At 49.2% G+C, this 20393-nt stretch carries 22 protein-coding genes and 1 riboswitch; of the genes, 1 reads left to right on the top strand and 21 read right to left on the bottom strand.

Translation table 11 applies throughout. From position 1 onward, the window contains the following. Positions 1 to 36: 36 nt before the first annotated feature. The 13 genes from asnS to BCOA_RS32510 form a co-directional block, all read right to left on the bottom strand. Positions 37 to 1329 carry an asparagine--tRNA ligase gene (gene asnS / locus BCOA_RS32570; RefSeq protein ID WP_026683352.1) on the bottom strand — a complete coding sequence of 431 codons (1293 nt, stop codon included), beginning with the start codon at positions 1327 to 1329 and terminating at the stop codon, positions 37 to 39. 95 nt (positions 1330 to 1424) lie between these two features. Then, on the bottom strand, positions 1425 to 2612 hold the full coding sequence (locus BCOA_RS32565; RefSeq protein ID WP_014098187.1) for a pyridoxal phosphate-dependent aminotransferase: 1188 nt from the start codon (positions 2610 to 2612) through the stop codon (positions 1425 to 1427). A gap of 22 nt (positions 2613 to 2634) precedes the next feature. After that, positions 2635 to 3087, bottom strand: a complete 453-nt coding sequence (locus tag BCOA_RS32560; RefSeq protein WP_014098186.1) for a cell wall elongation regulator TseB-like domain-containing protein — start codon at positions 3085 to 3087, stop codon at positions 2635 to 2637. 192 nt (positions 3088 to 3279) lie between these two features. Further along, positions 3280 to 6072, bottom strand: coding sequence for an ATP-dependent DNA helicase DinG (gene dinG, locus BCOA_RS32555; protein ID WP_014098185.1), 2793 nt, complete (start codon positions 6070 to 6072; stop codon positions 3280 to 3282). A 134-nt stretch (positions 6073 to 6206) separates the two neighbouring features. Beyond that, on the bottom strand, positions 6207 to 6590 hold the full coding sequence (gene panD / locus BCOA_RS32550) for an aspartate 1-decarboxylase (protein ID WP_014098184.1): 384 nt from the start codon (positions 6588 to 6590) through the stop codon (positions 6207 to 6209). A gap of 26 nt (positions 6591 to 6616) precedes the next feature. After that, positions 6617 to 7462, bottom strand: coding sequence for a pantoate--beta-alanine ligase (gene panC / locus BCOA_RS32545; RefSeq protein WP_041818347.1), 846 nt, complete (start codon positions 7460 to 7462; stop codon positions 6617 to 6619). A 14-nt stretch (positions 7463 to 7476) separates the two neighbouring features. Beyond that, positions 7477 to 8316 (bottom strand): 3-methyl-2-oxobutanoate hydroxymethyltransferase, encoded by an 840-nt coding sequence (gene panB / locus BCOA_RS32540; protein WP_014098182.1) that lies wholly within the window; start codon positions 8314 to 8316, stop codon positions 7477 to 7479. A 265-nt stretch (positions 8317 to 8581) separates the two neighbouring features. Continuing rightward, positions 8582 to 9559 carry a biotin--[acetyl-CoA-carboxylase] ligase gene (locus tag BCOA_RS32535; protein WP_014098181.1) on the bottom strand — a complete coding sequence of 326 codons (978 nt, stop codon included), beginning with the start codon at positions 9557 to 9559 and terminating at the stop codon, positions 8582 to 8584. Beyond that, the gene (locus BCOA_RS32530) at positions 9532 to 10734 is read right to left on the bottom strand and encodes a CCA tRNA nucleotidyltransferase (protein ID WP_014098180.1); all 1203 of its coding nucleotides are present in this window, start codon (positions 10732 to 10734) and stop codon (positions 9532 to 9534) included. The genes BCOA_RS32535 and BCOA_RS32530 overlap by 28 nt, the downstream gene beginning before the upstream one ends. Next, a complete protein-coding gene (bshA, locus tag BCOA_RS32525) occupies positions 10688 to 11872 on the bottom strand; it encodes an N-acetyl-alpha-D-glucosaminyl L-malate synthase BshA (protein WP_014098179.1) in 1185 nt (394 codons plus the stop codon). The genes BCOA_RS32530 and bshA overlap by 47 nt, the downstream gene beginning before the upstream one ends. Continuing rightward, a complete protein-coding gene (bshB1, locus tag BCOA_RS32520) occupies positions 11869 to 12576 on the bottom strand; it encodes a bacillithiol biosynthesis deacetylase BshB1 (protein WP_014098178.1) in 708 nt (235 codons plus the stop codon). The genes bshA and bshB1 overlap by 4 nt, the downstream gene beginning before the upstream one ends. Before the next feature lie 18 nt (positions 12577 to 12594). Next, a complete protein-coding gene (dapB, locus tag BCOA_RS32515) occupies positions 12595 to 13395 on the bottom strand; it encodes a 4-hydroxy-tetrahydrodipicolinate reductase (RefSeq protein ID WP_013859487.1) in 801 nt (266 codons plus the stop codon). Between the two features lie 6 nt (positions 13396 to 13401). Then, positions 13402 to 13746 carry a nucleotide pyrophosphohydrolase gene (locus BCOA_RS32510; protein ID WP_014098177.1) on the bottom strand — a complete coding sequence of 115 codons (345 nt, stop codon included), beginning with the start codon at positions 13744 to 13746 and terminating at the stop codon, positions 13402 to 13404. Positions 13747 to 13897: 151 nt separating this feature from the next. Between BCOA_RS32510 and BCOA_RS32505 the strand changes: the two genes are divergently transcribed. Next, positions 13898 to 14761: a YitT family protein gene (locus BCOA_RS32505; protein WP_014098176.1), complete on the top strand. Its 864-nt coding sequence runs from the start codon at positions 13898 to 13900 to the stop codon at positions 14759 to 14761. Between the two features lie 26 nt (positions 14762 to 14787). On the opposite strand, the gene BCOA_RS32500 is transcribed toward BCOA_RS32505, so the two are convergent. From BCOA_RS32500 to BCOA_RS32465, 8 genes are all read right to left on the bottom strand, one after another. Next, on the bottom strand, positions 14788 to 15270 hold the full coding sequence (locus BCOA_RS32500; protein WP_014098175.1) for a QueT transporter family protein: 483 nt from the start codon (positions 15268 to 15270) through the stop codon (positions 14788 to 14790). A gap of 6 nt (positions 15271 to 15276) precedes the next feature. After that, positions 15277 to 15321, bottom strand: a riboswitch (PreQ1 riboswitch). A 102-nt stretch (positions 15322 to 15423) separates the two neighbouring features. Further along, complete coding sequence (locus BCOA_RS32495) at positions 15424 to 16110, bottom strand: zinc metallopeptidase (protein ID WP_014098174.1); 687 nt, start codon at positions 16108 to 16110, stop codon at positions 15424 to 15426. A gap of 63 nt (positions 16111 to 16173) precedes the next feature. Beyond that, positions 16174 to 16965 carry a sporulation protein YpjB gene (gene ypjB / locus BCOA_RS32490; RefSeq protein ID WP_014098173.1) on the bottom strand — a complete coding sequence of 264 codons (792 nt, stop codon included), beginning with the start codon at positions 16963 to 16965 and terminating at the stop codon, positions 16174 to 16176. A 115-nt stretch (positions 16966 to 17080) separates the two neighbouring features. After that, positions 17081 to 17677: a DUF1405 domain-containing protein gene (locus BCOA_RS32485; protein ID WP_014098172.1), complete on the bottom strand. Its 597-nt coding sequence runs from the start codon at positions 17675 to 17677 to the stop codon at positions 17081 to 17083. Between the two features lie 87 nt (positions 17678 to 17764). Then, the gene (locus tag BCOA_RS32480) at positions 17765 to 18529 is read right to left on the bottom strand and encodes a menaquinol-cytochrome c reductase cytochrome b/c subunit (RefSeq protein WP_014098171.1); all 765 of its coding nucleotides are present in this window, start codon (positions 18527 to 18529) and stop codon (positions 17765 to 17767) included. 38 nt (positions 18530 to 18567) lie between these two features. Then, positions 18568 to 19242 (bottom strand): menaquinol-cytochrome c reductase cytochrome b subunit, encoded by a 675-nt coding sequence (gene qcrB / locus BCOA_RS32475; RefSeq protein WP_013859495.1) that lies wholly within the window; start codon positions 19240 to 19242, stop codon positions 18568 to 18570. 10 nt (positions 19243 to 19252) lie between these two features. Next, on the bottom strand, positions 19253 to 19765 hold the full coding sequence (locus BCOA_RS32470; RefSeq protein WP_013859496.1) for a QcrA and Rieske domain-containing protein: 513 nt from the start codon (positions 19763 to 19765) through the stop codon (positions 19253 to 19255). Positions 19766 to 19927: 162 nt separating this feature from the next. Then, the gene (locus BCOA_RS32465; protein WP_014098170.1) at positions 19928 to 20389 is read right to left on the bottom strand and encodes a YpiF family protein; all 462 of its coding nucleotides are present in this window, start codon (positions 20387 to 20389) and stop codon (positions 19928 to 19930) included. Positions 20390 to 20393: the final 4 nt, after the last annotated feature.

The following is a 20393-nucleotide window of genomic DNA, read 5'->3' as shown; positions in this document are numbered from 1 at the left end:
CGGCTAATCAAATAATGATTAGCCTCCTACTCGATATTACGGATAGATCCGGTTTAAAAGCCTCGGGAACGGAATCGTTTCGCGCACATGCTCAACGCCCGAAATCCAGGCAACCGTCCGCTCAAGGCCCAGCCCGAAGCCGGAATGCGGAACAGAACCGTATTTTCGTAAATCAAGATACCATTTGTAAGCTTCTTCCGACAGATTGAAATCCTTGATCCGTTTCAGCAACAAATCATAGTCATTGATCCGCTCGCTGCCGCCGATGATTTCCCCGTACCCTTCCGGCGCAATCAAATCGGCGCACAGCACGACTTCCGGGCGCTTAGCATCCGGCTGCATGTAAAACGGTTTGATTGCAGCCGGATAATGCGTAATGAACACCGGCTTGTCGAAACTTTCGGCAATCGCGGTTTCATGCGGCGCACCAAAATCTTCGCCCCACTTGATATCATCAAATCCTTTTTCATGGAGCAATTCAATTGCGTCATCATACGTAATCCGCGGAAACGGCGCCGACACTTGTTCAAGCTTTGAAGTATCGCGGCCAAGCCGGTGCAGGTCGAGTTTGCAATTTTCCAAAACGGACCGGACGATATAAGAGACATACTGTTCCTGTACTTTCAGGCTGTCTTCATGTTCATAAAAAGCCATTTCCGGCTCGATCATCCAAAACTCGATCAAATGGCGGCGCGTTTTCGATTTTTCGGCGCGGAACGTCGGGCCGAAAGAAAATACTTTCCCGAATGCCATTGCTGCCGCTTCCATGTAAAGCTGCCCACTTTGTGATAGATAGGCCTCTTCGTCAAAGTATTTCGTATGGAACAGCTCGGTCGTTCCTTCCGGCGCACTGCCGGTTAGAATCGGCGGGTCGATTTTCGTAAACCCGTGCGTATTGAAAAACTCATACGTCGCCCGGATGATTTCGTTCCGGATTTTCATGACGGCGTGCTGGCGGCGGGAACGGAGCCATAGATGCCTGTGGTCCATTAAAAATTCGGTCCCGTGCGCTTTTGGTGTGATCGGGTAATCTACGGCTTCATGAATGATCTGAATGCCGGTCACCTGGAGCTCGTAGCCGAACGGGGAGCGGGCATCTTCCCGGACTGTTCCGGTAACGTAAAAAGAAGTTTCCTGGCTCATCGATTTCGCCGTTTGAAAGACCTCTTCCCCGGCTTCGTTTTTTACGACAACCCCCTGGATAAAGCCTGTCCCGTCACGCAGCTCGAGAAAAGCAATTTTGCCGCTTGAACGTTTGTTGTTCAGCCAGACCCCGATCGTCACTTCCTCCCCGATATGCTGGTGTACTTCTGAAATGGTGATTTTCACGGTATTTCCCTCCAAAACAATTTCCGGCTTGTCTCCCATATGTACCGAAATCCATTATACTAAACAAAGGCGGAAAAAGGAAACAAGCCAAAGTTTCATGCTTTTTTCCGTGTTTCCACGAACTGTTTGATCCGCTTGAGCGCTTCTTCGAGATTTTCCAAAGAAGTGGCATAAGAAAGCCGGATATTGTTTTCCGCGCCGAAACCGGAACCCGGGACGACGGCAACGCGCGCTTCCTCGAGCAAAGCCTCCACAAATGCGTCAACCGTTTGAAACCCAGTCAGCTTTGCGGCTTCTTTCACATTCGGGAATAAATAAAAAGCGCCTTGCGGTTTGATGCAGGTAATCCCGTCAATTTCAATCAGCTGGTTAAAAACAGCATTGAGCCGTGCCTCGAAAGCCTGGCGCATCTCTTCCACGGTGCGTTCATCCCCGCTATATGCGGCGAGTGCCGCGAACTGGGAAGGCGTTGCCGGATTGGAAGTCGAATGGCTGGCAAGATTTGTCATCGCTTTGATGATATCCCCGTTTCCGGCCGCATAGCCGATCCGCCAGCCGGTCATGGAATGGGATTTTGAGACGCCGTTAATGATCACCGTCTGTGCTTTCAGTTCCGGTGAAATGGTGGCGATCGAGACATGCCGGCTGCCGCCGTACACCAATTTTTCGTAAATTTCGTCCGACACGATCAAAATATCGTGTTTCAGGCAGACTTCACCGAGTTTTTCAAGTTCTTCCCTTGTATACATCATGCCGGTCGGATTGCCGGGAGAGTTGAGTACAAACGCTTTTGTCCGCGGCGATATGGCCGCTTCCAGCTGCTCTGGCGTTATTTTATACTGGTTTTCTTCTTTGCCTTCTACAAAGACCGGGACGCCTTCTGCAAGCTTTACCTGCTCGGGATAGCTTACCCAGTAAGGAGACGGAATGATCACTTCATCGCCCTGGTCGAGCAGCACCTGAAACAATGTATACAAGGCGTGTTTTGCACCGTTGGTAATGATGATTTCATTTGCTTTAAAGCCAAGCCCCTGGTCTTTTTGGAATTTTTCAATGACGGCCTCTTTCAGCGATGCCATTCCGCCGGCCGGGGTATACTTCGTCTGGCCGTCTAGCATCGACTGATACGCGGCTTCGATAATCTCCCTCGGTGTATTAAAATCGGGTTCACCTGCGCCAAGGCCGATCACATCGATGCCTTGCGCCTTCATTGCTTTTGCCTTTGCCGTAATCGCCAACGTGGATGACGGCGTTAATGCACTTACCCTTGATGCCAGTTTCATACGATTCACCTCTCCAAACGGATCAATTGGATTTTTTTAAAAAAGGAACCTCATCATAGCCGAGGCTGTTTCCTTTTATATAAGCAACTTCCCAAATGGGAACCTGGCTTTCCATGCCGAGCCGCACAGATAAAATTTTATCCGGCTGCCTTTTCTGCACCACTTGTTTCACTGCATCCTGTTTTGAGATGCCGGTATTCAAGTCTAGGACGGTCACACGTTTCGGTTTCTTTTCAGGGATCCAAACCGCTTTTTTCTTCCCGCCTTTTCCTTTCCCCACGACAACATAATAGGTGCTTTTGCCATTGTAAAGATAAAATGCATCGGCAGCCCGGATGCCGGCTTCGCTTTTGGCAACAGCGACCGCTTTGTTGTATGCTTCATGATACGGTTTCCGTGCTTTCCAATAAGTCTCTGCCGCAAATCCGGCTATCACGATGACCAAAATGCAAATCGAGATCAGTGCTTTTTTCATTCCGAACCCTCATTTTCCATGGCGTAAATCCTTTTAAGCAGATATTGTCATTCATATCAGTTCCCATGCAGGCCATCCTAAGCTTAGAATCATTTCCTTCATCATTATACAGCAAAAATGAATGAAAAAATGATGCATTTGATCATTTTTCCGGTCCACCCTGTTTTGTGCTGCATTGTCGCAGCACTTTTTTTACAGCCAGCTTTCAATGACCTCAAGCGTCTCGTTCAGATTCAGGTGCCTGATGCGGACCGGCGGCAGAGACTTTGTGAACGCCGGCCCGTATGTGGCCGTTTCAATCCTCCGGTCGAGGACAAGAAAAATGCCGCGGTCATGACGCGTCCGGATAAGCCTGCCAAACCCTTGTTTGAACCTGAGCACGGCTTCCGGCAGCGCATAGGCGGAAAACGGGTTTTTCCCCTTTGCCCTGAAATAATCAGACTTTGCTTCAGTAACCGGTTCATCCGGGGGCAAAAACGGAAGGCGGGCCATCACAAGGCAGGAAAGGTCATCGCCAGGGATGTCGACCCCTTCCCAAAAGCTGCTTAAACCGAAAAGAATGGCTTTGCCAAATTTTTGAAAGCTTTTCGTTAACCTAGATCGGCTGCCGCTTGATATGCCCTGGGCGATAAACATATAATCTTCAAGCATTCCGCTTTCTTTCATCAGGTGGTACACGTTTTTCAGCAAATCAAAGGATGTAAATAAAATCATCATCCTGCCTTTTGTGGCCTCCGCAACGGCAAGCAGATAACCTGCCATTTTTTCCGCAAAGTCTTCTATACTGACGGATCCGATATCGGGAAGGTCGTTCGGGATAATAAACTGCACCTGCCTGTCGAACCGGAAAGGCGACGGAATGCGGACCGTTTTTGTGGTGTGCGCTAGCCCCGTCTCGTCCAGAAAATAGCGGAAACTTCCGCCAACGGTCAATGTCGCGGAAGTAAGCACAACGCTCTTTTTTCGCGAAAAAAAAGCTTTTTGCAATATTTCTCCGGCATGCACCGGCTGGCAATAGATGACAAGGCTGTTCGGGAGGGCGCGCAAATCCCCTTCCACCCAGACGACATTTTCATCCCCGCCGTTTTGGCCGGCGAAAATGGCCAGGTTGTCGCGCAAAAGGCGCCAATCTTCCAAAAAGCTGTACATTTCTTCGATAAATGCGAGTGCCTGTTCTTTCATCTGTTTTTCGGAAAGCAACTGCGAAAGTCTTTCTTCCAAAGCCTGTGAAATCTCTTTCATGGACGCCCTGATCCGTTCCGTACAGAGCAGAACTGCCTGCCATGCTTTTTGTTTCCAATTTTCTTTTTTAATTCTTAATTTGATTTTCTGGTAACCATTTGTTTCCCGGTTCGCGCGCAACACTTTTTGAGCGAGCATGCCGAATAAATCATCGAGCTCGGCATCAAGGGCCTGCAGGATTGCATCGCATTCAAACGCGTGCAGGCTGGCTTTTAGCCCGTATTTTTCCATCACTTTTTCCAATTTGTAAAACAGTTGTTTTTGTTCGTACAGGCCGAGCCTTGCCATCATATATTTCATTTGGTTGTAACTTGCGCGTTTCCCGATCGTTTCCCGGGCCGCTTGTTCAAGGCGGTGGGCTTCATCAATGATGACGTATTGAAATCCGTCAAACACCGACTGGTCCCTTTCAAGTTCCGCGCACAGCATCGCATGGTTCGTGACGGCGATGTCAGCAGAGGCTGCGCAGGCTTTGGCGTAAAGATAAAAATCCCGCGATTTCCACGGATCTTTTTTATCCGTATGCCAGCCGTCCTGTTTAATCCGCTGCCAAAAATGTTTTCCGCCGCCAGATAAATGAAGCTCGTCAAGATCGCCGCTTTCTGTTTCGGTAAGCCAGACCAGGATTTGCATTTTGGCAAATACGGCGTCGTACTGCCGGTCCGGTTCTTTTAACGACTGTTCAAACTTAAACAAATGCAGGTAATGGCTCCTCCCCTTTAGCAACACGGTCCTGACCGGGGTTTTCAGCATCTGTTCAAGCCTTTTGATTTCCTTATTTAAAAGCTGGTGCTCAAGCGCAACCGTATACGTGCTGATTAACACCGGTTTCTGTTCCGAAATCGCTTGGAAAGCGGCCGGCACAAGATAGGCAAGGGATTTGCCGATGCCCGTGCCTGCTTCTAATGCGACATGCTCCTCAACAGAAAAAGCTTCCCGGACATGGTCCATCATTTCAAATTGGGCGGGGCGCGCTTCCATCCCAGTACCTGAAGCCGCAAACCAGGATTCTTTTTCAACTGCATCCTGCGGGTAACGGCCAATCTCACGCGGTCCGTTATCCGGCGGGAGGATTTTCCGCTTTAATGCAATGCCACGGTATACTTCCATATCCGGCGGCAAATGCTCGATATGCCGCCGTTTCTCTTCCAGTATATCCTCAAAAATGCCGGCAAGGTCGTTTTTCAAGGAATAAGAAAGCGGCACGAGTTGTTCAAGTGTGACGACAGGAAGGGACGCACACTTTTCCATGCAGGCAAGAAGCAGCTTTGCCGTCACAAAAGCATCACTGTCCGCCCGGTGCGGCCGTTCATGATAAAGAGACAAAGAATCGGCCAGATCCCCCAGTTTATAACTGTTCAAAGTTGGAAATGCAATTCTCGAAAATTCAACGGTGTCAAGGCTCGGCCCGCGAAACGGCGGAAACCCCGCAGCCTTTAATTCCTGCTGCAAAAACGGCAGGTCAAACAGCACATTGTGGGCGACAAATATGCTGTCTTCCAAAATTTCCATAATGCGCGGGGCGATCTCCGAAAATACCGGCGCTTCTTCAAGCATGCCGTTATCGATCCCGGTCAATTCCGAAATAAACGGCGGTACCGGCTTTTCGGGATTAACGAAGCTTGTAAATTGCGTTTTTATCTCCCGGCCTTCAACCACAACAGCGGAAAACTGGATGATGCGATCGCCTTTTTTTGCTGAATTTCCTGTTGTTTCAAGATCTACGACTACATAGCGCTGCATAACATCACCTGACTAAAAATAATTGCCCCGTTTCTTCCATATTGTACTATTTTAACATAAAATCGATCATTCGCCACAAGCAGATGCAGAAATTAAAAAACCGCCCTGCCGGAAAAAGCAGGTGCGGTTTTACCTTACAAAATCGTGGAAGCCGGTTCTTCCGATAACATTTTTTCAATTCGGTTTTTTGCATCAAGCAGGACAATTTTCGGATGGTGGTTTTTCATTTCTTCTTCCGTCAAAAGGGCGTACGAAATGATAATCACAATATCGCCGGGTTGTGCAAGCCGGGCGGCCGCGCCGTTCAGGCAGATGACACCGGATCCCCTTTCACCCGGGATAATGTACGTTTCAAATCGCGCCCCGTTGTAATTGTTCACTATTTGCACTTTCTCATTGGGCGCCATTCCCGCAGCATCCAGCAAATCCGCATCAATCGTGATGCTTCCGACATAGTTTAAATTCGCTTCCGTCACGGTTGCCCGGTGGATTTTTCCGTTCATCACAGTCCGCAGCAAAGCAATCTCTCCTATTCTCATGTTGTTTATTCTGCAAAAATGATATTGTCGATGAGCCGTGCTTTTTCAAATTGGACGGCGACTGCGAGGATACAGCGCCCATGTATGGCATGGACCGGTTCGAGGTCAGGATATGAATACAATTCTACGTAATCGATTTTCCCGGACAGATGCGCGGAAAGATGCGCTTTCACAAGGGAAATCACTTTTTCCGGGTTTCTCTCTCCCTGTTCAACCGCTTTGTTTGCCAATTGCAAACTTTTGTATATTTCGGGTGCTTCTTTCCGCTCCGCCTCCGATAAATAGACGTTTCTCGAACTTTTTGCAAGGCCGTCCGGTTCGCGCACGATCGGGCACGGGACAATGTCAATGGGAAAATCCAAATCGCGAACCAAATTTTCGACAACGGCCACCTGCTGGGCATCTTTCAATCCGAAATAAGCGCGGTCCGGCTGAACGAGGTGAAACAATTTCGAAAGAACCGTCGCCACGCCGTCAAAATGGCCCGGCCGCTTTCTTCCGCAAAGGACATCCGTCCCTTTTGTCACTGTCATTTGAACCGATAAAGCGCGCGGATACATTTCTTTAACAGACGGGATAAACAATACATCAACGCCTGCTGCTTCCGCTTTATGCCGGTCCCCTTCCGCATCGCGCGGGTATCGGTCGAAATCTTCATTCGGCCCGAATTGGAGCGGGTTTACAAAAATACTCATGATGACAATATCGTTTTCTTTTCTTGCCTGCTTTGCCAGGGCGAGATGGCCTTCATGCAAGTAGCCCATCGTCGGGACAAACCCGATCGACTTGCCTTCTTTTTTATACCGGGATACAAGCGTCCGGATTTTCTGCTTCGTTTCTGCAACACTCATTACCTGCACGGTTTTCATTTTGCATGCCCCCCGTACAGTGTTGCCAGTTCTTCTTCTTTCATCGTGTACGTATGCTTTTCTTCGGGGAACGTCCGGTTTTTTACTTCCTGTACGTATTGGCGGAGCCCCGCGCGCATCACGGCATCCGCATCGGCAAATTGCTTCACAAATTTTGCCACTTTTTCGCTTCCGTATTTTACCAGGTCATGGAATACAAGGACCTGCCCGTCTACATCAAGGCCGGCCCCAATTCCGATGGTTGGAATGGAAAGTGCGGCTGTCACTTCTTCCGAAAGCTGCCGCGGGACGCATTCCAGGACGACAGCAAAAGCGCCGGCCTCCTCGCACGCTTTCGCATCTTCCAGCAGCTTTTTGGCGGCTTCCGCTGTTTTCCCTTGGACTTTATAGCCGCCGAAAATCCCGACCTTTTGCGGCGTCAGCCCGATATGAGCCATCACCGGGATGCCTGATTCCGTAAGCGCTTCAATTTGAGCCGCGACTTCTTTCCCGCCCTCCAGTTTTACGGCATGGGCACCGCCGTCCTGAATGATGCGGGCGCCGTTTTTTAATGTTTCTTCGCGGCTCAAATGGTACGACATAAACGGCATATCGGTGACGATAAAAGTGTTTTTCGCCCCGCGTTTGACCGCTTTCGTATGGTGGACCATGTCCGCCACGGTCACCGGAATGGTCGAATCATAGCCGAGCACGACCATGCCGAGTGAATCGCCGACAAGAATCATGTCAACGCCCGCTTCTTCCGCAAGCTTTGCAGAAGGATAATCATAAGCGGTCACCATTGCAATTTTTTCTTCTTGCGCCTTCATCTTCACAAAATCCGTCGTTTGTTTCATTTTCCAACACTCCTCACCTGTCATGGATTGACCGGTGCAGAGGAAACAAACAATTGGAAAAAGGAGCCCGTCACTGGACAGACGGGCTCCCTGTTGTTTCAATTGTTCATTTTGGCCCTCTGTCCCCGTCCGTTTAAGGATCAAGGCAGAATCTATTTTGTATAAAAAGCTGAATTGGTATAGTTCCGAAATAGATACTACCCAAGTTGATTATAGCAGGAATGGCCAGATTGCGCTATATCCGGCCAAAAATTTTGTCAATTTTTTAACGTTCGATTTCAATATCTGCGGAGTAAATGGCATGCATCTGTCCGTCTTCCCCTTCAAGCTGGAGCACGCCGTCATCCGTGATGCCGACCGCACGCCCTGAAATATCCCCTTTTAACGTATGCGCCGTGATTTTTTTCCCTGCCACATTGGCATAGCTTTCCCATAAAATTTTAAGCGGCGCAAAACCGTTTTGGAGATAAATTTCCTCGTATTTTTCCAATTTCTCAAGGATGCGCTGAATGAGCAGCGCGCGTTTTACTTTTTTACCAGAAGCAAGGGAAAGGGATGTTGCGATCGATTTTAAGGGGTCCGGGAAATCGGTTTCGTTTACATTGATCCCGATCCCTGTGATCACCGCCTGGATCCGATCCGTGTCCGCTTCAAGCTCTGTCAGGATCCCTGCGCATTTTTTTCCGCCGATTAACAGGTCATTCGGCCATTTGATCTCCGGCACAATCCCCGCTGTTTCTTCGATTGCCTGTGCGACCGCAACGGCGGCAATGAGCGTAAACGGGGGCGCCATTTGCGGCGGAAGATCCGGCCGCAGGACAATACTCATCCAGATACCGGTATATTTAGGGGAATACCAGGACCGCCTGAGCCTGCCCCTTCCTCCCGTCTGCTGCTCTGCAATCACAAGCGTGCCATCAGGACAGCCTTCCTGTACGAGCTGGTGCGCAAGCCGCTGGGTAGAATCGATCGTTTCCCGGTAATGAATGTTTCTTGCAAGCCGTTTTGTCCCGAGCCCGTACCGGATTTCATTTTCCGTCACTTTGTCGCCCGTTCCTTTAATCCGGTAGCCTTTTTTCCGAACCGCTTCCAATTCAAAACCTTCTTTGCGCAGCTCTTCCATATGCTTCCAAACCGCCGCCCGCGAGCAGTTCAGCTTTTTCGCCAGCGTTTCTCCCGATACAAAGCCGTCCCCAGCTTCCGTCAGCAATTCTATTATTTTTTCTCTTGTGGATATTTGCACAAAACCCACCTCCGGATTGCCTCATATTGGTTTTCGATTTCGCCGTTTATCAGCGCTTTTTCAATCTCACGGAGCATTTCTTTCAGCCACGGGCCGCCTTTTTTCGAAAAAAGCGCCATCAGCTTTTTCCCGTCGATTGCCAGCTCGCTGCGGTTTTTCACCGGCAATTTCTGGAAAGCCTGCCGGAGAGCGGAAATGCGGGGCGCCGGGTTTTCGCGGCGAAAAGCACAGAAAACCGCTTCAGCATCCAATGCCGTTTGTTCGCCGGCATCGTAGAGCATAAGCGGATCCCACTTTCGCCCGGCGCGCATCCTGAAAAAACTGAGCGTACGCACGATGGCTTTCCGTTTTTCATTCGGCAGTTTCCATTTTCGCAAAAAAGCGTTGGCATCTTCCGGGTTCGCGGCGGCAACAAGGTACACCCAAAGCTGCTGTTCTGACAATTCGTTTAACACCGGGTGCAGGGCGGAAAAAAGTTGCGCTTCCCTGCCGCAAAGACCGGGGAGAAACCCGAGCAGCCCGGTTTCCTGAAGCAGTTGAAGTGCTTCATACGGATGCTCTCCTTCCAGCAATTTGATGAATTCCTGGGTTATCCGCTCAACAGCAATATGTCGGATAAGCGGTGCATGGCGCTTGATGGCCTGCTTCGTCCCGGGTTCAATACCAAAACCGAGCTGACTTGTAAACCGGGCGGCCCGCATCATCCGGAGCGCGTCTTCCCGGAATCTTTCTTCAGGGGATCCGACCGTTTCAATCCGCTTCATCCGGATGGCTTCACTGCCTCTAAACGGATCAATCAGTTTCCCGTTTTTATCCATCGCCATCGCATTCATCGTGAAGTCGCGCCGTTTTAAATCTTCAAGCAATGAGTCCACATATTCAACCGATTCCGGGCGCCGGTAATCTTTATAGGCCGACTCGGTCCGGAACGTCGTGATCTCGTACTGGTTTCCTTTATATAATACAAGCACTGTTCCATGTTCAATGCCGATGTCAACAGTATGTTTAAAAAGCGCCTTTACCTCTTCCGGTTTTGCCGAGGTGGCAATATCGACATCGTGCACCGGCCGCCCGAGCAGGCTATCGCGGATCGAGCCCCCGACAAAAAAAGCTTGGAACCCTGCGTCTTCAAGCGTCCGGATAATGGGAAGCGCCGTCTGAAATGGCGGGAGCATGTCCATCAACCTCATTTACCGTTTGTTCATATATTTGTTCGTATTGTTTCAAAATGTTGCGGGAATAAAATTTCTCTTTTACCGTCTTTTCGCACGCTTTCGAAAATGCAGCATAAAGGCCTGGATCCTCAAGCAGCCGGACGGCTTTTCGGGCAACGTCGCTCACATCACCCAACGCGCACAAATAGCCGTTCACCCCGTCTGTGATGACTTCCGGAATGCCGCCAACCCGGGTGCCAATGCACGGGACACCGCACGCCATCGCTTCAAGCGCAACAAGGCCGAAACTTTCCTTTTCCGATAAAAGCAGCATCAGGTCGCTGATTGCGTACAGCTCCTCGAGCCGGTCCTGCTTTCCTAAAAACAAGACATCTTTTTCTATACCGAATTGGGCAACGAGCCGGGAGACGACGGTCATTTCCGGCCCGTCGCCGACAAGAAGCAGTTTCGCCGGCATTTGTGCCCGCACTTTCGCAAAAGCCTTGACGACATCGGGCACGCGCTTTACCGCCCGGAAATTGGAAACGTGAATCAGCACTTTTTCCTTTTCCGAAATGCCGTAATCCTGTTTTAAATGGCCTGCCTCCCTTTTCCGGTATACGCGTTCATCGACAAAATTATAAACCGTCGAAATGTTTTTCTGCGGCCGGATCAAATCGTACGTTTGCCGGACGAGCGCTTCAGAAACGGCCGTTACTGCATCCGACTGTTCAATCCCGAACCGGATGGCGGAAACAAGCGACGGGTCATACCCGAGCACAGTGATGTCCGTGCCATGCAGGGTGGTCACGATTTTCATCCGGGTGCCGGCCATCATTTTGCCGAGAATGGCGCAGATGGCGTGTGGAATTGCATAATGGACATGGAGCACATCCAGCTTTTCCCTTTCCGCCACTTCTGCGATCTTAGAGGCAAGCGCAATATCATAAGGCGGATATTGAAAGACGGCGTACTGGTTCACTTCCACCTGATGGGTATAAATATTCGGGTACATTTTATTGAGCCGAAACGGGACACTCGAGGTAATAAAATGGATCTCGTGGCCGTTTTCGGCAAGCAGCTGGCCGAGTTCCGTTGCAATGACGCCGGATCCGCCTACGGTCGGATAGCACGTAATCCCGATTTTTAACTTTTTCATAAGTCGAGCACATCCAAATTCACAAGAACCGGTTTTTTGCTTAAAAACCCTTCTGCATATTTCACCCCGAGCTCTTTCCCGAACATCCTCTCACGCGCGGTGACCGCTTCAATATAGCCATCCGTAAGCGGTGTATGGACACTTCTTTCCCGTATCGAAAACTGGCTTTCATAGGCATGGAGGCTCTCAAGTTTTTTGTCCATAAAATTGGTGACATCGACGACAAAATCGGGCGGATGAAAACCGTTTACCATATAAAAATAAAGATGTTTCGGTTTATGGGAAGGAAGATCCGGTTCAGAACGGTATTTCCCGATGCCGGCCGAAAAAAAGGCTTCCTCTGTAAGCCTGCCGCAGTTACCGTGATCGGGATGGCGGTCTTCATGAAAAGGCGCAAACACGACATCCGGCTGAAACTTCCGGATGACACCGGTAACGGCGCGGATAGCGTCCGCTTGCATAAAAAGGCCGCGGTCCGGCAATTTCAGCGTTACTCTTTCTCTAACCCCGAGGCAGGCTGCCGATTTTTGCGCCTCTTTTTTGCGGTTTTCAACCGTCCCGTTCGAAGACAGCTCCGCTTCTGTCAAATCGCATATCGCAATTTTTTTCCCCATTGATGCCCATTTGGCAATAGATGCCGCCATGCCGATTTCGACATCGTCGGCATGGGCCCCGAAAGCGAGAATATCCACCTTGCCGGCCATTTCCTTTCCTCCTTCCGGTTAATCCAAAATATTTTCGAGCCCATAAACAAATGTATTGAGGTTCATCACCGTTTCAACGGCTACTTTCACCCCTGACATGAAAGAGGCGCGATCCATCGAGTCATGGCGGATCGTAAGCAGCTGGCCGTCCCCGCCGAACAGCACTTCCTGGTGGGCGACAAGGCCGGGCAGGCGGACGCTGTGGATATGCATGCCTTCAAAATCCGCGCCTCTTGCACCTTGTAATGTTTCTTTTTCATCCGGATGCCCCTGTGTTTTTTTTCTTCTTGCTTCCGAGATCATTTGCGCCGTTTTTACGCTCGTGCCGGACGGGGCATCTTTTTTCCGGTCATGGTGTAGCTCGATGATTTCCACATCCGGGAAATATTTCGCCGCCATTTGCGCAAATTTCATCATCAGCACTGCCCCGATTGCAAAATTTGGTGCAATGATACAGCCGATTCCTTTTTGTGCGGAAACGGCCTTTAGTTCTTCCAGTTCCGCATCGGTAAACCCGGTCGTCCCGACAACCGGGCGGACACCATGTGCAAGGGCCGTTTTCGCATGGAGGAACCCTGCTTTCGGCACCGTCAAATCAATCCATACATCCGCCGGGCAATTTTCAAGGCATGCTTCCGGGTCGGTATACACCCGGACCGGTTCGCCGTTATAATCGGATACATCATTGAACAGTTTGCCATCAAAAGTCCTGTCCACTACGCCAACGAGTTTAAAATGTTCCGTCCGCTCGATCAGCCGGACCGCCTCGCTCCCCATTTTCCCGCGGGCCCCGGCAACAATAATCCGAATATCATCCATGTTTCATTACTCCTCCTGCTCTTTTCGCGTCCATCTGTCTTTATCACGCGTGTTAAATTTCTGCAAAACCATTGTATGGGCTTCCTGTAAATCAATATGTAAAGCATTTGCCATGCAAATGACGACAAACAGCAAATCGCCGAGCTCTTCTGCTACGGTTTTCGGCTTCTCATCCGGTTTTTTCGGTTTTTCCCCGTAATAATGATTGATTTCGCGCGCCAGCTCCCCAAGTTCTTCCGTCAGCCTTGCTGTAAGCGCAAGCGGACTGAAGTACCCTTCTTCAAACTGGCTGATATAATCATCGACTTCTTTTTGCATTTGCCGGATCGATTTGTTTTCTGCCATTTTCATCCCCCAATCCTGTAATCCTCTTCCATGTTAGCCAAAAACGGCAGATTTTACAAATCATATATTTGCTTTTCTCTCTGCCTGATTGCCCTTTTGTACCGCTTTCGCTATAATGGGAACGCCGGATATATACCGGGGAAGGAGGATACGGATTATGCTGAAAATGAAAAACATCTTTTTTATCCTGCTCGGCTCTTGCATCTTTGCCTTTGGCATTGTCCATTTTAATATTCAGAACCATCTGGCGGAAGGCGGTTTTACCGGAATTACGCTGCTGCTTTACTATTTATTTCATATCAACCCCTCTTACTCCAATCTGATTTTGAATATTCCCGTATTTTTTGTGGGATGGAAGCTACTTGGAAAAAAATCGTTTTACTATACACTGGTCGGGACGGTCGGCTCCTCTCTTTTTTTATGGATTTTTGAGAAGAAACATTTCCATATTCCGCTTCGCGATGATATGTTTCTTGCGGCGCTGTTTGCCGGGGTATTTATCGGCGTCGGTCTCGGCATTATCTTCCGCTACGGGGGGACATCTGGAGGCGTCGATATCATTGCCAGGCTCGTGTTTAAATATAAAGGCGTGGCGATGGGCAGGACCATGTTCATGTTCGACGCATGCGTGATTACGCTGTCGCTTATCACCTATCTGCATTACCGTGAAGCGATGTACACGCTCGTTGCCGTTTTTGTCGGCTCGCGTGTTGTCGATTTTCTGCAGGAAGGGGCCTATACGGCAAGAGGCGCTTTTATCATTTCGGACAAGCATGATGAAATTGCCGAGAAAATTATGAAGCAGATGGACCGCGGCGTTACGGTTTTTCGCGGGCACGGTATGTTCACGAAACAGGACCGGGATGTGCTGTACTGTGTCGTCGGAAAACATGAGGTGTCCCGTTTAAAAGGCATTATCCATTCCGTTGACCCCCATGCCTTTGTGTCGATGATGGAGGTCCATGATGTGCTCGGGGAAGGCTTTACACTCGATGAGAACAAACAGCCGATTGAAGATTAAAAAAGAGCTGCCGCGGCAGCTCTTTTTTAAATCTGTTTTTCAAAATGCAGGCGTTTGTTGATCAGGTAGATGACCGGCATACCAATCAGCATCACAGCAAGTTCACCGATCCCTGCCGTCAGCCAGCCGAAAAAGAAAGGCACGCCGTTAAACCATTGCATTTCCCATGCGATAATAAACATGGAGGCCGTAAAAGCAATGGAATTAAGGATCATCTGCCCCCAGACACCCTTTATAAACCGTGCGGATAAAATGGTAATCGCAAGCGCAAGGACGGACTGACCCGTGCCGATGAACATATCATACTTGATCGGCGAGAAAAACAAGTTTGAGAGAAAAACGCCTAATACAATGCCAATCATATACTTCTTGTTAAACACAACGAGATGGTTAAAAATTTCAGAAACACGGAACTGGACGTTCATAAACGCAAGCGGCTGAATAAAAAATGTCACCGCAATATACAGCGCCGCGACAATCCCGTTGACGACGAGTGTTTTCAGTTTCATATGCATCTCTCCTTAGTTTTTTTACGTGGGATGGTTTCGAACCACGGGTTGGAAACAACCAAACCTCTTCATTATAATGCAAACTAGAACATGCAGCAAGACAAAAAAAGCTTTCCGGGTTGCCGATTCATCCCCGGAAAGCTTTTCGTACTGTTAATTATTGTTGTTATTGCCGTTTAAGTTGGTAAAGATAAGGATTAAACGCAGCAGTTCAATGACCGCAACAGCCGCGGCAGCCACATATGTGAGCGCGGCAGCCGATAACACTTTGCGCGCTTCCCTTTCTTCCCCGCCGCGGACAATGCCGAGCGATGTGACTTGTGCAAGCGCACGGGACGATGCATTGAATTCAACCGGCAATGTCACAAGCTGAAACAACACGGCAAGCCCCATGAGAATAATCCCGAGCAGGAACATGCCTGTCGCATGCGTGAACATCCCGATCAAAATAAAAATCCAAGAGGCATTGCTGCCGATATTCGCCACAGGCACGAGGCGGTGACGGAAACGGAGCGGCCCGTAATTGACTTTATCCTGAATGGCGTGTCCGCATTCGTGCGCCGCAACAGCAGCCCCCGCAATCGAACGCCCGTGGTAGTTGGCAGTCGACAAATTGACCGTTCTGTTAATCGGATTGTAATGGTCGCTAAGAAAGCCGCTATGTTCTAGCACTTTCACATGGTATAAGCCATTTTCGTCCAAGATCATCCTTGCCACCTCGGCGCCTGTCATGCCGGATGCATTTGCGACCTTTTCATACTTACTGTATGTGTTTTTTACCTTCAGCTGGGCCCAGATCGGAATGATCGCCAAAATGAGATAGTAAATCAAAAACGACATTTGCCACCCTCCATACCCTCCATGGTAATCTTACTTTTATTGTATCCGAATAAGGTCAAAAGGTCAATCCATATGATCGGTCTCGTGACGCTCTTCTTTTTGCCCTTTGTATTTTCTCCATCCGACATACGATAAAGTAAGAATGATGATGCTGCCGGTGGAAATCATAATCCACCAGAGGGAGGGGTCGGCTTCATCTTCCTTCATGGCTTCAAACAGCTGCTTTAAATCTGTCCGGAGCGCCTCCAGCTCCTTTTTTCCGGACCCGCTGCCTGCCACCTTGTCCCGATAACGGTCAATATAAGCGATTTTCGAATCGAGCCGCTGTATTTTTTCAACCGGCAGATCCACTCTTAAACTCGGCTCGATCACTGCATATTGTTTGAGGAACAGGTTTAATTTTTCGTTGTACGTTTCGCGCTTCCCTGTTGCGGCTGCTTTTTGCACCTCTGTAAATGAAGACATCACCGGCCCTTCCATCTGCGTCCAGAGCGGCTGATACTTCGATTGGATCGCATCCACCACGAGCCGGAATGACGTGCAGGCATCCACTTTCTCCTCAGGCTCTGCGCTTACTTTCGTCAACGCCTTTACCGCTTCATCATGGGTGACGGTCAAAACTCTCAATTCATCCATCGTTAAACGTTTATTTTTAAACGATTGCCTGGAAAATGTTTTCGAAAATTCATTCAGCACATTTTTTGCTTCTGCATATTGCCCGTTTTTCGCCAGCTGCAATGCCTCGTCGCTTAGGTCATTTAAATGTGCCAAAGCATCATCCGAACCTTTTGCAAAACTTTTTCCGGCAAAACTTAACATGAACACACAAAGAAGGATCACTACTTTTCTCCTCATCCTTGTCCCCCCTCATACTGTTACTAACTTATGAAGGGAGGGACAAGAGTAGACCATAAAAACAGCCCGGCGTCCATTTCGGGGATTCCTGCTTTCTGCCGACGGAAAAAGCGATTTAAAGTTCGAGGCGGAGCCGCCTTTTGTGCACGGCAAACCGGTATGCAAGCAAAAGAGAAAGGATGCTCAGCCAAAAGGTAAAATAGCCGATTTCACGGATATACCGGTATACATCTTCGTACCGGGGAAACTGCATAAAAACGTAGTCAATAATATCATTGTGCAAAGTCCATACCGCCGCAACCAAAAGATGCTTCCATTTGAATTGGTAAAGCGGCGCATACAATATTCCCTCTATCGCCATTGCCAAATGGGAAGCCATCAGCATATATCCCTGCCGTGGCAATGAGCCGTTTACGATCAATACGAGAAGGTTCATCGCAACCGCCCAAATCCCGTATTTAAAAAGCGTCACCATTGCAAGTGCCTCCACATACGGCCAGTGTTTCCGCCATAAAAAGGCAAGCAGCACAAACAGAAAGAACAGGCTTGCGGTCGGGCTGTCCGGGACAAACAGCCAAAACGCAGGCGGCGTATCGCGAAGCTGCCACCCGTACCAAATGTAACCATAAATGGTCCCTGCAGCATTGGCTAAAAAAAGCATCCAAAGGACACGCCTGTCTGCCAGCGCCGCATACAATGCCGGTACATTCATCGTCTTCCCCCATTTCAAAAAAGATAGATTCATTTTAACAAAACAGAAAGCACGAAAAAAGCCGGCTTCTGCCGGCTTTTTTTGCTTTTATTTCGATTTTAGCCCGGCGATATAATCCGCCAGTTTTTTCAAATCCTGATCCGAGCCTTTAAATTGGTTAGGCGGCATTTTCCCCTTGCCTTTTTTGGCGATTTTTGCGATTTCATCCGCACTTAAGCCTGTGCCGACTAAAGAAGGGGCTGCCGCACTGCCCTGGAGATTTTCTCCGTGGCACGTCACACACGTCTGCTTGGCAAATATTTTATAGCCTTCTGCGTTTTTGTCAATGGCAACCTGTTTCACGATTTTCCCCTGCTCTTTCGCTTTTTTCCAATCGTGGTGGGCCGCCGCTTCCCATGTCAGGTAGAATATTGCACAAACCGCGAGCAGCATAAACCCGGTTGCAAGGGGCCTGTCAAGCGGCCGCCGCTTAGGGCCGCGGTCAATAAACGGTGCCAACAGCAGTGCAAGAAAAGCAACGCCCGGGATCGCGAGCCCGATCACCTGGTACGGGCCGGAAGAATAAGTATACTTTAATAGTTCATACAGGAATAGAAAATACCAGTCCGGCATCGGAATATAACTCGTATCCGTCGGGTCCGCAATTCGTTCAAGCGGCGACGGGTGTGCGGCAGTGAGACATAAAAAGCCGACGAGAAAAACAGCGCCGACGAGCCACTCTTTCAGCAAAAAGTTCGGCCAAAAAGCTTCCGTTTTACCGGGATACTCCGAGTAATCCTTAGGAATATTCGGTTTGCGGTCCGCATTAATTCTGGAATCACCAACAAATCTCATTCCTTTTCCGCGATGCATCCTTCCCCCTCCTTTTGCCCGTTATGGATACTTATTCATTACAGCGGTCCGGAAATTCCCTGCTTGCGGATCATCAAAAAATGGGCTGCCAAAAGCAGCATCAGCACCGCTGGCAGGAAAAAGACATGGATGGCAAAAAATCTCGTCAGCGTCTGGGCACCGACAATATCCGGATGGCCGGCCAAAAGCGTTTTAATATACGGCCCGATAAACGGCACCGAATCCGCAATCTGCAGGCTGACTTTTGTCGCAAAAAGCGCTTTCATATCCCACGGAAGCAAATAACCGGTGAGGCCGAGCCCGAGCATGACGAAAAAGATGAGCACGCCGACAATCCAGTTCAGCTCGCGCGGCTTCTTGTATGCGCCCTGGAAAAACACCCGCAGCGTATGTAAAAACATCATGACGATGACGAGGCTTGCCCCCCAGTGGTGCATTCCTCTCACAATCTGGCCGTATGCCACATCATGCTGCAAATAATAGACAGAGTGCCAGGCATTTTTAATATCCGGAACATAGTACATCGTTAAAAACATACCCGACAGAATCTGGATGGCTGTTATAAAAAAAGTGAGCCCCCCAAAACAATAGACAAAAGCGGAAAAATGGTGCGCCGGGTTGACATGCTCCGGCACTTCATGGTCAGCAATATCCCGCCAAAGCGGCGTAATATCAAGGCGCTCGTCGACCCAGTCATACAATTTGCTAAGCATCTCTTCCCCCTCACTTCACATATGGATTTTTCTGCGGTTTGCCCAGGTACAGATAGCCGCCCTTTGTTTTGACAGGGTATGCATCCAAAGGCGCGGAAGGTGGTGTTCCCGGTATGTTTTTCCCGTTTTTCTCATACCGTCCGCCGTGGCAGGGGCAAAAAAACTGATTCGGATGCGCTTTGTTCGTATTCCAGTTCACGGTACAGCCAAGATGTTTGCAAACCGGTGAAAGCGCCACAATATCGCCTTTACTGTCTTTATACACCCAGGCCGTCTGGGTGACATCCGACTTATACCAGCCGTCCGTCTGTTCGTATTTAAAATCGACACGCACCGGTTCGCTCTTAATATCAGAAACTTTCAATTTGGTTGGATGAAAGTCGCCGGCTGCTTCCGCCTCGAGCACCGGGTCGACGGCAAAACGGAGCATCGGCATCAGCGCACCCGCAGCCATAAATCCGCCTACGCCCATCAGCGTGTAATTTAAAAACTGCCTCCTTGACACCGGATCTTTTTTGCTCAACCTGTTCCCCCCCTTACAGAACTGTTGGTTTCCTAATATTTTCAAGATGTAGCAAATACACTCTTATGATAAAACAAAGATATTTGCCGGTCAATAAATATTGTCTATTTTATGTCAAGTATCTTTCTACTCGAAATAAACTGATATTTTAATATAACTTTTTCAGTTTTCTCCCCATGACCGGACAATAATGGAGATAAGCTGTTTTACCTGTTCATCTACAATGGCATCCTGCTGTTTTTGTTCCATATGTTCAAGCGGAACAGCCGGCAGCCAGACCACATTCCCATTCAGTTCGGCCTGAAGCCTTTGCCAGCCGGGATCGCTGGTCAAATAAAAAATATGCCGGAACCCGCTTTCAGTCAATTCGGCTTCCCATGACTTGATGGCAGGCCCCGCACTGTCCGGGATCGTCTGCTGCAAATAAGGGAAAGCGGGCAGCAAAACAATCCGGCCTTTAAATTGCGACTCGAGGCAGCCTGCGATCATCTGGATCCATTCATATCCGGAAGCGAGCTGTCGGATATGGTCTCCGAATGAAACCGGGACAAGCGGCAGGACTGCCGTGTCAATAAAGTAACGTTCCTGTTGATACAATTCCATGTCTTTTGCACGCCAGCGCACAGAT

The sequence above is a fragment of the Heyndrickxia coagulans 36D1 genome, assembly GCF_000169195.2.
In the GTDB taxonomy this organism is placed as follows: domain Bacteria; phylum Bacillota; class Bacilli; order Bacillales; family Bacillaceae_C; genus Weizmannia; species Weizmannia faecalis.
The sequence above is the reverse complement of the archived record's forward strand: the minus strand, read 5'-3'. Positions and strand labels throughout refer to the sequence as shown.

Excerpts from the sequence above, each read along its gene's own strand:
- BCOA_RS32500 (WP_014098175.1), bottom strand. The coding sequence starts at position 15,270 with ATGAAACTGAAAACACTCGTCGTCAACGGGATTGTCGCGGCGCTGTAT.
- BCOA_RS32495 (WP_014098174.1), bottom strand. The coding sequence starts at position 16,110 with ATGTCGTTTTTGATTTACTATCTCATTTTGGCGATCATTCCGATCTGG.
- BCOA_RS32510 (WP_014098177.1), bottom strand. The coding sequence starts at position 13,746 with ATGAAAATGGCAGAAAACAAATCGATCCGGCAAATGCAAAAAGAAGTC.
- bshA (WP_014098179.1), bottom strand. The coding sequence starts at position 11,872 with ATGAAAAAGTTAAAAATCGGGATTACGTGCTATCCGACCGTAGGCGGA.
- dinG (WP_014098185.1), bottom strand. The coding sequence starts at position 6,072 with ATGCAGCGCTATGTAGTCGTAGATCTTGAAACAACAGGAAATTCAGCA.
- qcrB (WP_013859495.1), bottom strand. The coding sequence starts at position 19,242 with ATGCTTAGCAAATTGTATGACTGGGTCGACGAGCGCCTTGATATTACG.
- ypjB (WP_014098173.1), bottom strand. The coding sequence starts at position 16,965 with ATGAGGAGAAAAGTAGTGATCCTTCTTTGTGTGTTCATGTTAAGTTTT.
- bshB1 (WP_014098178.1), bottom strand. The coding sequence starts at position 12,576 with ATGGCCGGCAAGGTGGATATTCTCGCTTTCGGGGCCCATGCCGACGAT.
- BCOA_RS32565 (WP_014098187.1), bottom strand. The coding sequence starts at position 2,612 with ATGAAACTGGCATCAAGGGTAAGTGCATTAACGCCGTCATCCACGTTG.
- BCOA_RS32560 (WP_014098186.1), bottom strand. The coding sequence starts at position 3,087 with ATGAAAAAAGCACTGATCTCGATTTGCATTTTGGTCATCGTGATAGCC.
- panB (WP_014098182.1), bottom strand. The coding sequence starts at position 8,316 with ATGAAACAAACGACGGATTTTGTGAAGATGAAGGCGCAAGAAGAAAAA.
- panC (WP_041818347.1), bottom strand. The coding sequence starts at position 7,462 with ATGAGTGTTGCAGAAACGAAGCAGAAAATCCGGACGCTTGTATCCCGG.
- BCOA_RS32505 (WP_014098176.1), top strand. The coding sequence starts at position 13,898 with ATGCTGAAAATGAAAAACATCTTTTTTATCCTGCTCGGCTCTTGCATC.
- BCOA_RS32485 (WP_014098172.1), bottom strand. The coding sequence starts at position 17,677 with ATGAATGTACCGGCATTGTATGCGGCGCTGGCAGACAGGCGTGTCCTT.
- BCOA_RS32530 (WP_014098180.1), bottom strand. The coding sequence starts at position 10,734 with ATGCTCCCGCCATTTCAGACGGCGCTTCCCATTATCCGGACGCTTGAA.
- dapB (WP_013859487.1), bottom strand. The coding sequence starts at position 13,395 with ATGGATGATATTCGGATTATTGTTGCCGGGGCCCGCGGGAAAATGGGG.
- BCOA_RS32480 (WP_014098171.1), bottom strand. The coding sequence starts at position 18,529 with ATGCATCGCGGAAAAGGAATGAGATTTGTTGGTGATTCCAGAATTAAT.